Below are 8,706 nucleotides of genomic sequence, written 5' to 3'. Positions count from 1 at the left end.
CCCCATCCCTTATGTCACAGCTTACCGAAATTCCCAAAATGGGAGAAAAAGCACCGTCATTTAGTTCAAAAAATCAAAATGGAGATTTAGTCAAACTAGAAGATTTTCAATCTAGTTGGCTTGTTCTCTATTTTTATCCCAAAGACGATACACCAGGTTGTACTCTGGAAGCACAAGACTTCAGTGAATATTCTCAACAATTTAGCGATTTGGGAGCGACAATTTTGGGAATAAGTCCCGATTCAGAAACATCTCACTGCAAATTTATCAACAAACATAATTTATCAATTCAACTTTTGAGTGACCCGGAACACCAAGTATGTGAAGCTTATGGTGTATGGCAGTTAAAAAAGTTTATGGGTAAGGAATATATGGGAGTTGTACGCTCAACTTTTTTAATTTCACCCGATGGTAGTTTAGCTCATGTATGGTCGAATGTCAGAACTAAAGGTCATGCCCAGAAGGTTTTGAAAAAGTTACAGGAATTGCTAGCGGATTAACTAATATTAATTAGGGTCTGTTAAAAAAGTCTTTTAGTGAGGGTAGGGAACAGGGAACAGTTTTACTCTCGATAAATAGCACAGAAGTCGGGTTTTTAAGATGAATTTTTTTAGTTAGAGAAAATGTTTATAAAAACCCGACTTCTAACCTCATGAAAAATCCAGGTGTTTGACTACTCCCGTTCCGGTAGAAGATTACCGAAAAAAAAACCGCCCCAGACGCGCTCGAACGCTAAGAAAAGAGATAAAGAGAGATAGGTAATTTTAGAGTGGGAAGGGAGTAGTTGGAAATTTCTCAAAAAATGTTTGTAGTAGCGCTTCACAATCTAAGTCTATATTTTGCACTGAAGCGCAACTACGAACTTTCGACATATCATGATTTTTCAATCCTTTAAGAATATACTGCCGTAATATGCCCTAATTCTAAAGAATAAGAAGAAGCTAGTTGAGGTATTTGAGGTGTACGATAAGGATGGTTAATTTCCAATTCACCAGGGTCAGAACAACCAGTTTCGGACATACAAGTTTGGACAATTTCGCGGTATACAAACCACTGTTTGTGAAGATGCCGAATTAATTCCGGGTCCATTCTAAAAACATCAGAATTTTTAAATCCCGCTCTAGACAACCATTCGTAGATCGAAAGTGTTTCGCCGTTATAATTGTGAAGCATAGTTTCTCCTAATTGTACTTTAATTGGGGGTCTAACACGCTTCCAAGATGCAACCTGAAGCGCTAATAACTGATTTCAAGCAATGGTTCGAGATGGGAACTCACTTTTTATAGGGGTTGACTTTATTACTTTCCTTTATCATTCTAGACGGGGGTCTTAAACAGGAAAAAAATTAGAACCAAGGTTCTTTTTGGCTCAACCCAAGTATTAATTATCTATCCGAGTCTAACTTGAAAATACTGAAAATAAAATCCGAAATATCACCCTATTAAGCTGTTGTCACTTTTGACATCGATACCTTTTCTGAAGAATTATTTGTGCTGCCATAAACCATAAAGCTAAATACACCTGTAATCCAAGCGTTAACTTCAAGCAAGTAAGCATGAATTTATTTTCCTGAAAATAGAAAAATCAATCTATCCTTCTAAAGTAGTAAATTTATTTCTGATTTGACCCATACCATAAATGGACTTTAAACTTAACAATCTTTTTTATAATTTAGTTTGATAGATTTTTAATCATACAGCATTAGAGGATGCATTTTTCTAAACGCTAGGGGATTTTCTTCGCTTTTCTTTGTTTACCCTAACTATATAGCCCTGATGCTAATACTTTTGCGAATATTTTATTTTGTTAACTGAAGGAAATTACCCTCAAAAATAGTGTATTTAACAGATAAATGAATCAACATTTTCTTAATTATTTTTACTGATAATGTAGAAAAGTAAATATGTTAAAACTTACTTATATCAATAATAAGTTAAGCGTAAGACTGCTTAAAACAATCTTTACAGAATTGAGTAAATACAAGGATATTTGTAAGTATAGAAAGTATCTTAGGCTATTGTATAAAATATAGCGCTATTGCTTTTTAATATTACAAATTATTTTCAGTCTTACTGTTCGCAAAACTATAGTACGACTTGCCAATCACATATAAAACAAATGTCAGAGATTTGATTTCTCTGACAAATTGATTTATTTCCCTATATATAGGGAAAACAGAAACATAATTGTTAACCTTTGAGCGCTTTTGTAAAATTTTGACGATAGGATTTACTACCAACAAAACAAGCTGGCCATAACAATGATAAAACAAGACGATTCGTTAAGCTGTTACTGAAATTAGTTCTCCTAAATCCAGTCCAAAACTTCCAAGCACCAGCGACATAAGCGACTATTAGTAAGCCAGTAATGAACCCACCCATTTCAATCTACTCCAAAAAGAAAAAAAGATATTACAATATCACGATTAGGTATAAGAGTCAACTGTTACACTCTTATACTCTAGTTTAAGCTAGTCAATGGGTATCTTCAAATCTGTGATATTTTTCATGAAATTTCATAAAAAATTAATATTTCAACTCATTTGTGAATCTTAATAATTAAATAGGTAGCTATCAAAGTAAAAACTATGCTTATACGCAGGTTTGTGGAATTCGGCTTTTTAATATTACTTGCACTGTTAAGTATAGGATGCGATTCGGAGAACACATCTCCAGAAAAAGTGAGTATAGGTGTAGTCAGCTACGGAGAAGAAGACCTTTCACTCGATAAATATGACCGCTTTAAAAACTATATAGCAGCAACAACAAAGTCGATTGTAGAATTAGAACCCACTTACAACGAATTACAAGCTATTGACCAAATTAGTCGCAAACAATGGGATATCGTTTTTGCTCCCCCTGGTTTAGCTGCGATCGCGATCGATGAACAACTCTACGAACCATTATTTTCCATGGGTGAAGTTAGTAGCAGACAGCGTTCATTGCTGATAGTTCGAGATGATAGCCCAATCAAAAAAATCCCAGATTTAGCAAATAAAAAGGTTGCTTTAGGACAAAAAGGTTCTGCTGCTGGTTATTATACACCTTTGTACGACCTTTACGGTTTAACCCTTGCTGATATCCGTTTTGCTCCTACTCCTAAAACAGTACTCGAATGGCTAAAAGAAGGTAGCGTTGATGCTGGTGCTTTGTCTGAAAATAACTTTGAAATTCATCAACGGCAATTTAATGAAACTAAGTTTAGGATTATACATACTAGTCGATGGATTCCCCCAGGTTTAGTACTACTATCACCAAATATTGATCGAAATCGCGAACAACAAATCCGAAAAGTTATGAATGAAGCCCCAGCAAATATTACAGCAGATGCTGGTTATGTTCCTAGCGTCAAAGTTCCTGAATATCAGCAATTTATTCAGTTAATGAAAAAAGTTAAACCTTTAGAAACACAGCTTCAACAAAAACCCGCAGTATTATTACCTGAACCATCTACTACTAAGTAGGTGGGTGGAAAAATTTATCGTTATGAGTAGGGAGTAGGAATAAGCTTTGACACTCCCCTGGCTAAAGCCGAGGGGATTCTAAGAAGTTGTTCCGAGCGAGGCTAAAGCCGTCGCTCTCCACTTCTCCAATTTAAGAAGATTAATCCTTCTAGGCTGGGTCAATGCAGCCCTAGACACTCCGGCAAAACCATCGTGCTTACTTTTTCTACCGATATTGAGTGAACCATTCAAATCACTATTAACCGAATGTCCTTCCTTTGTTCTATACAATCCGCGTTTAATTCGTTTGCCAGAAAACTGGTATTCCTTGGGATTGTCAGCGTTGTAAACAGGTATCTTGTCACCATCAATTGCATTCCAAACTCCCGTGAGGTTTTTGATGAAGTAGGGCTGACGTTTTGTTATGTAGTAACGTGTATTTGTACTCACCTACTTAATACAAAATAATACAATAAACACTAATTAATCAGTCCTTAACTAAAAAATCAAGTCTTCTAAAGCTTTCTAAAGATTTCTAAAATTTTATAAACTTTTCCCAAATTTTATGGAAACACCTAAAATTTGTGGTGATAGATAATTGAAATAGTTAATAAATCATCAATGTTAACCAAGAAGAAATTATCTTAGCTAAAAATTCTCTTTTTTATGAAAAACTAGTGCTATTGGGAACGCATCTGTATTTCCAAACCCAACTTTAAGACGAAGAATTTAATATTTAACATCTAAATATATAACTTTATATAACCATATAACTTTTAGGAGTGAGAAGTAAATGTCTATACCCCCTAGTAAACCAGAAATAGCTTCTGGGACTTTAATTGATAGTCGTTATATTATCCAAAGGATGCTGGGACAAGGGGGACTTGGACGGACTTACCTAGCATATGATACACGTCGTTTCAACGAAGCTTGTGTCCTCAAAGAATTTGCTCCTTTCGGTACTGGTAGTGATGGAATCGAAAAATGTCGCGATTTGTTCAAAAGAGAAGCAAAAATTCTTCATAAATTGCAACATCCCCAAATACCACGTTTTTTAGCTTGCTTTGAAGGAGAAGGTCGGCTGTTCTTAGTGCAAGAATATGTTAATGGTAAAACCTATTCAATGCTACTACAAGAACGGCAAAAACAAGGACAAACTTTTTCAGAAGATGAAGTGATATTTTGGCTGAAAAAACTATTACCAGTTTTGGCATATGTCCATGAACATCAAGTCATTCATCGAGATATTTCTCCCGATAATATCATGTTGCCCGAAGGCGGAGATTTACCCGTACTAATTGATTTTGGTGTGGGAAAACAAATAGCTGAAATTAACGAAGCTACCAAAATTAATCAAATCGCCTTTGCTGGTAATATGTCCCTTGTGGGGAAAGTTGGATATGCTCCCCGCGAACAAATTAGTTTAGGTTTATGTTCTCCAAGCAGTGATATTTATGCATTAGGAGTAACAGCGGTAGTGTTGCTTACGGGTAAAAATCCATCATACTTGATGGATAGATATTCCCTGGATTGGAACTGGCGAATATATACTAATATCAGTGATGCTTTTGCGCGGATACTCGATAAAATGTTGGCAGATACGCCCAAAGCACGATACCAAACTACTAAGGAAGTCCTTAGATATCTCGAACAACTTGATCAGTCGCAAAGATTTTCATCTTCTTTAGGAAATTTTGATGAACTTCCCACATTAGCTTTACCTGACTCAAAATTACATCCTACAATACCACCATCTTATAGCCAAATCCAGCCAACATTAGTTAACTCAACTGACAATTGTGAAAGCAGCTATAATCAACAAAATTTATATTTACTCAGTCCTTCTTTTATCAAAAAATGTCAGCAACAATTAGCTTATTATATCGGACCAATGGCAAATTTAATCCTAGAAGATGTATTAGAAAAAAATCCCCAAGCAACACCTCATCAATTCGTGGAATTATTAGCTAGAGAAATTCCCGATTCTGACACAGCAATTAAATTTACACAAAGGATATTTTCTTAAAATTACTATTATTGATTATTGATTATTATTGATTATAAAATAAGTCGGGTTTTTCAGATAAATATTTGTCAAAAAACAAACCGACTTCTCTCTTGACGTTAACCAGTATTTTTGTGAGTATTCCCCGGATTTTTAAGCCTTTTCATCGCCATTTCTAAACTTAATTTCATCCTTTTAAATGCTCTAGCAAGATTACCGATTTCGTCATTAGATACCTGATCAAAATCTACTTCCATATGTCCGGTACTAACTTCTTCAGCCACGCGGGTAATTTTTTTCAGGGGAAGTATAACTTGTCTATTCAAAAATACATTTACTGAGACAATAACTGCCGCAAAAACCATCGATACAATACCGATAATTACAACAGATGATTTATTTGCCTTTTGAATAACTCTATCCGCAGGAACTGAAATGATTTGAGCGCCGATTATTTCATTTAATTTCCACCCAAATCCGTGAGCCGTACCGTAACGTTGTATCATGCTTGGAGGTGCAACATCAACTGTACTGTGACATTGTAAACAACTTTGTTCAGTTACTGCTAACGGACGAGCAATATAGAAAATATCTCCACCAGGAAGCGAACGAAAACCGCTCAATTCTGATTGTTTTTGACTTTTAAAACTCTCGACAATTTTGGTTTCAAAAGCATCGGCTTTATCTCGAAGATTAGTAGGATTAAGGGTTGCTTCTTTATAAAAAAAGTCTTTATACTCTCCTTTCTTGCGTAGATTTTCAAATACCTCTCTAGCCGAATAAGCAGGTACAGTTTGCGGTAAAAAAGTTGTTTCTAATTTATCTGCTAATTCTGGATTGATTTGAGTACTAGTGTAATCCCTAACCGAACTCATTGTTTCCATCAAAATTAAAGCGGTATTCGCAACTTCGCGCTTAGCATTTTGTCTGAGTACGAAAGATAAAGCTAATCCACTCGCGCTTACGCCTACAATCAAGATGATTAACAGTAATATTGTAAATTTTTGTTTTAAACGTAAATTTTTTAGCATATTCTTAACCGTTATTTTATCTTTATGTAAAAATCTGAAACTTATCTTTAAAATATCTTTAAAATTATCATTGATTTCCTTTCAAATAAATAAATCAAAAAAAAATAATCTCAATTACTGTAATTACTACAAAGATAAATTAAAGTATTTCGGACGATACCTCGGTTTATGAACTATTAAGCTTTTATCAGGTAAATTGAAACTTTTCTTAACCAAACCTTTGTAATTCCAGAAAATAATTACTGTTGCATAACTTTTAGTATATGTTATGACTAACTAATCAAGTATTTTTTTATATTTAAGTAAGATTTTTCCAGCTAGAAGCAGGGTTTTAAAAATTCTCATGAACATTTCTTAACTAGACTAAATTTTGTGCAACAATAAATACCAGTAAACCAGAGTATTCACCAATGGTTTGGCAGAGCGGGAAAAAGTTAAATGGCGATCGCTACATAATTGAAAATATTCTCGGTGAAGGTGGAATGGGTATAACCTATCTCGCGAGAAATCAACGTAGCGAATTGCGAGTTATCAAGACTATAAAAGAAGAGATTCTTGACAATCCCGCTTGGAAACCATACCTAAATAAAATACAGCGAGACTTTCACGATGAAGCCGTAAGATTAGCTGTATGTCGGCATCCTCATATAGTTGAAATAGAAAAGATTTTTAACGAAGAAAATTTGCCTTGTATAGCGATGGAGTACATCGAAGGTGAAGATTTAGCCAAATATTTACGAAGAATCGGTGTGTTATTTGAAACAGAAGCGCTGCAATACATTCAGCAAATTGGTAATGCGTTAAAAGTTATTCATCGTCGAGGTTTATTACACAGAGACATCAAACCCAGTAACATTATTATTCGTCAAGGTAAATCAGAAGCGGTATTAATTGACTTTGGTATAGCCAGAGAATTTATTGCCAACGAAGTGCAAAAACATACAGCATATCATACCCCCGGTTTTGCTCCACCAGAACAATATCAAAGCTCAGCACCACGGGGAGAATTTATTGATGTTTACGCTTTAGCCGCCACTTTATACACCTTGCTGACGGGATTTATTCCTACAAGTGCCGATAATAGAAGCAAAAACACCTTACTCAAAGCACCACAAGATTTAAATCCCCACATCAGCGACAGAACAAACCAAGCAATAATCCAGGGAATGGCGTTAAATGCAAATTATCGCCCGCAATCTATAGAGCAGTGGCTACAATTACTCGAAAAACCCATAGTCCCAACAATACCACCAACACAAATCATCACACCTCGTGCAAAGTCTTTACTTGCCCACAGATGGAAATGCGTAAATACCCTTAAAGGACATAGTAGCATGGTTCATGTTGTTACTATCAGCCCTGATGGGCAACTACTTGCTAGTGGCAGCAGCGACAAAACAATCAAATTATGGGAACTGCACACTGGAAAATTATTACGTCAATTAGGACGTTGGTTTTCCGGTCATTCAGGTATAATTGACAGCCTTGTTTTTAGCCATGATGGAGAAATCCTGGCTAGCGGCAGTTGGGATGAGACTATCAAATTATGGTCTGTAAGTACTGGTAGACAAATTAGTACTTATAAAGGTCATATTAGCTGCGTAAATACCCTTGCTTTTAGTCCAAATAATCAACTTCTGGCCAGCGGTAGCGTCGATCGCACTATTAAACTTTGGCAAGTCAACAGGAGTCGAGAAATTGCGAATCTTACAGGACATTGCGATGCAGTTTGTTCAGTAGCATGGAGTCCAGACGGGCAGTTTTTAGCTAGTGCTAGTGCTGACTACACAATTAAAATATGGCAAACGGATACGGGTAAAGAAATTCGCACTTTGACAGGACATTCTTTATTCGTCAACTCCCTAGCCTACAGTCAAGATGGGAAAATTTTAGTTAGTGCTAGTTCCGACAATACTATTAAACTGTGGCAAGCGAGTACTGGTAGAGAAATTCGTACTTTGATCAGTCACTCGGATGCAGTGTGGACAGTAGCACTAAGTCCAGATCAAAAATTTCTAGCTAGCGGTAGTTGGGATAACACCATCAAAATTTGGCAAACAAATACGGGTAATGAAATCTGTACTTTAAAAGGTCATTCTAATTACGTTCGATCAGTCGCTATAAGCCCCAACGGGAAGACTATAGTTAGCGGTAGCGATGACAATACGATTAAAATTTGGCAACAGCAGTAGTTTGAAAGAACAAGGGGATGGGGGGATGGGGGGATG

8 protein-coding genes are annotated in these 8,706 nt (G+C 35.8%); 4 read left to right on the top strand and 4 right to left on the bottom strand.

What is annotated here, in order from left to right; translation table 11 throughout:
• Positions 1-500: thioredoxin-dependent thiol peroxidase (gene bcp, locus IQ247_RS30220; protein ID WP_228060183.1), on the top strand; the 500-nt coding region annotated here is incomplete at its 5' end.
• Positions 501-891: 391 nt separating this feature from the next.
• On the opposite strand, the gene IQ247_RS30215 is transcribed toward bcp, so the two are convergent.
• Both IQ247_RS30215 and IQ247_RS30210 read right to left on the bottom strand, forming a co-directional pair.
• Entirely contained in the window at positions 892-1,173 is a 282-nt protein-coding gene (locus tag IQ247_RS30215; protein ID WP_193925667.1) for a hypothetical protein, read from the bottom strand.
• Between the two features lie 1,016 nt (positions 1,174-2,189).
• Positions 2,190-2,381, bottom strand: a complete 192-nt coding sequence (locus IQ247_RS30210) for a hypothetical protein (RefSeq protein ID WP_193925666.1) — start codon at positions 2,379-2,381, stop codon at positions 2,190-2,192.
• A gap of 206 nt (positions 2,382-2,587) precedes the next feature.
• Between IQ247_RS30210 and IQ247_RS30205 the strand changes: the two genes are divergently transcribed.
• A complete protein-coding gene (locus IQ247_RS30205; protein ID WP_193925665.1) occupies positions 2,588-3,463 on the top strand; it encodes a phosphate/phosphite/phosphonate ABC transporter substrate-binding protein in 876 nt (291 codons plus the stop codon).
• A gap of 78 nt (positions 3,464-3,541) precedes the next feature.
• Here IQ247_RS30205 and IQ247_RS30200 read toward each other — a convergent pair whose 3' ends face one another.
• A complete protein-coding gene (locus IQ247_RS30200) occupies positions 3,542-3,892 on the bottom strand; it encodes a hypothetical protein (RefSeq protein ID WP_228060182.1) in 351 nt (116 codons plus the stop codon).
• Positions 3,893-4,235: 343 nt separating this feature from the next.
• Between IQ247_RS30200 and IQ247_RS30195 the strand changes: the two genes are divergently transcribed.
• Positions 4,236-5,468, top strand: coding sequence for a serine/threonine-protein kinase (locus tag IQ247_RS30195; protein WP_193925664.1), 1,233 nt, complete (start codon positions 4,236-4,238; stop codon positions 5,466-5,468).
• A 98-nt stretch (positions 5,469-5,566) separates the two neighbouring features.
• On the opposite strand, the gene IQ247_RS30190 is transcribed toward IQ247_RS30195, so the two are convergent.
• Positions 5,567-6,478, bottom strand: coding sequence for a c-type heme family protein (locus IQ247_RS30190; RefSeq protein WP_193925662.1), 912 nt, complete (start codon positions 6,476-6,478; stop codon positions 5,567-5,569).
• A 410-nt stretch (positions 6,479-6,888) separates the two neighbouring features.
• On the opposite strand from IQ247_RS30190, the gene IQ247_RS30185 reads away from it, so the two are divergent.
• Entirely contained in the window at positions 6,889-8,670 is a 1,782-nt protein-coding gene (locus tag IQ247_RS30185; protein ID WP_193925660.1) for a serine/threonine-protein kinase, read from the top strand.
• Positions 8,671-8,706 lie beyond the last annotated feature (36 nt).

The sequence above is a fragment of the Plectonema cf. radiosum LEGE 06105 genome (genome assembly GCF_015207665.1).
Classification (GTDB): domain Bacteria; phylum Cyanobacteriota; class Cyanobacteriia; order Cyanobacteriales; family Nostocaceae; genus Rivularia; species Rivularia radiosa_A.
The sequence above is the reverse complement of the archived record's forward strand: the minus strand, read 5'-3'. Positions and strand labels throughout refer to the sequence as shown.

Coding starts and splice junctions, on each gene's coding strand:
- IQ247_RS30215 (WP_193925667.1), bottom strand. CDS start 1,173: ATGCTTCACAATTATAACGGCGAAACACTTTCGATCTACGAATGGTTG.
- IQ247_RS30210 (WP_193925666.1), bottom strand. CDS start 2,381: ATGGGTGGGTTCATTACTGGCTTACTAATAGTCGCTTATGTCGCTGGT.
- IQ247_RS30185 (WP_193925660.1), top strand. CDS start 6,889: ATGGTTTGGCAGAGCGGGAAAAAGTTAAATGGCGATCGCTACATAATT.
- IQ247_RS30205 (WP_193925665.1), top strand. CDS start 2,588: ATGCTTATACGCAGGTTTGTGGAATTCGGCTTTTTAATATTACTTGCA.
- IQ247_RS30190 (WP_193925662.1), bottom strand. CDS start 6,478: ATGCTAAAAAATTTACGTTTAAAACAAAAATTTACAATATTACTGTTA.
- IQ247_RS30195 (WP_193925664.1), top strand. CDS start 4,236: ATGTCTATACCCCCTAGTAAACCAGAAATAGCTTCTGGGACTTTAATT.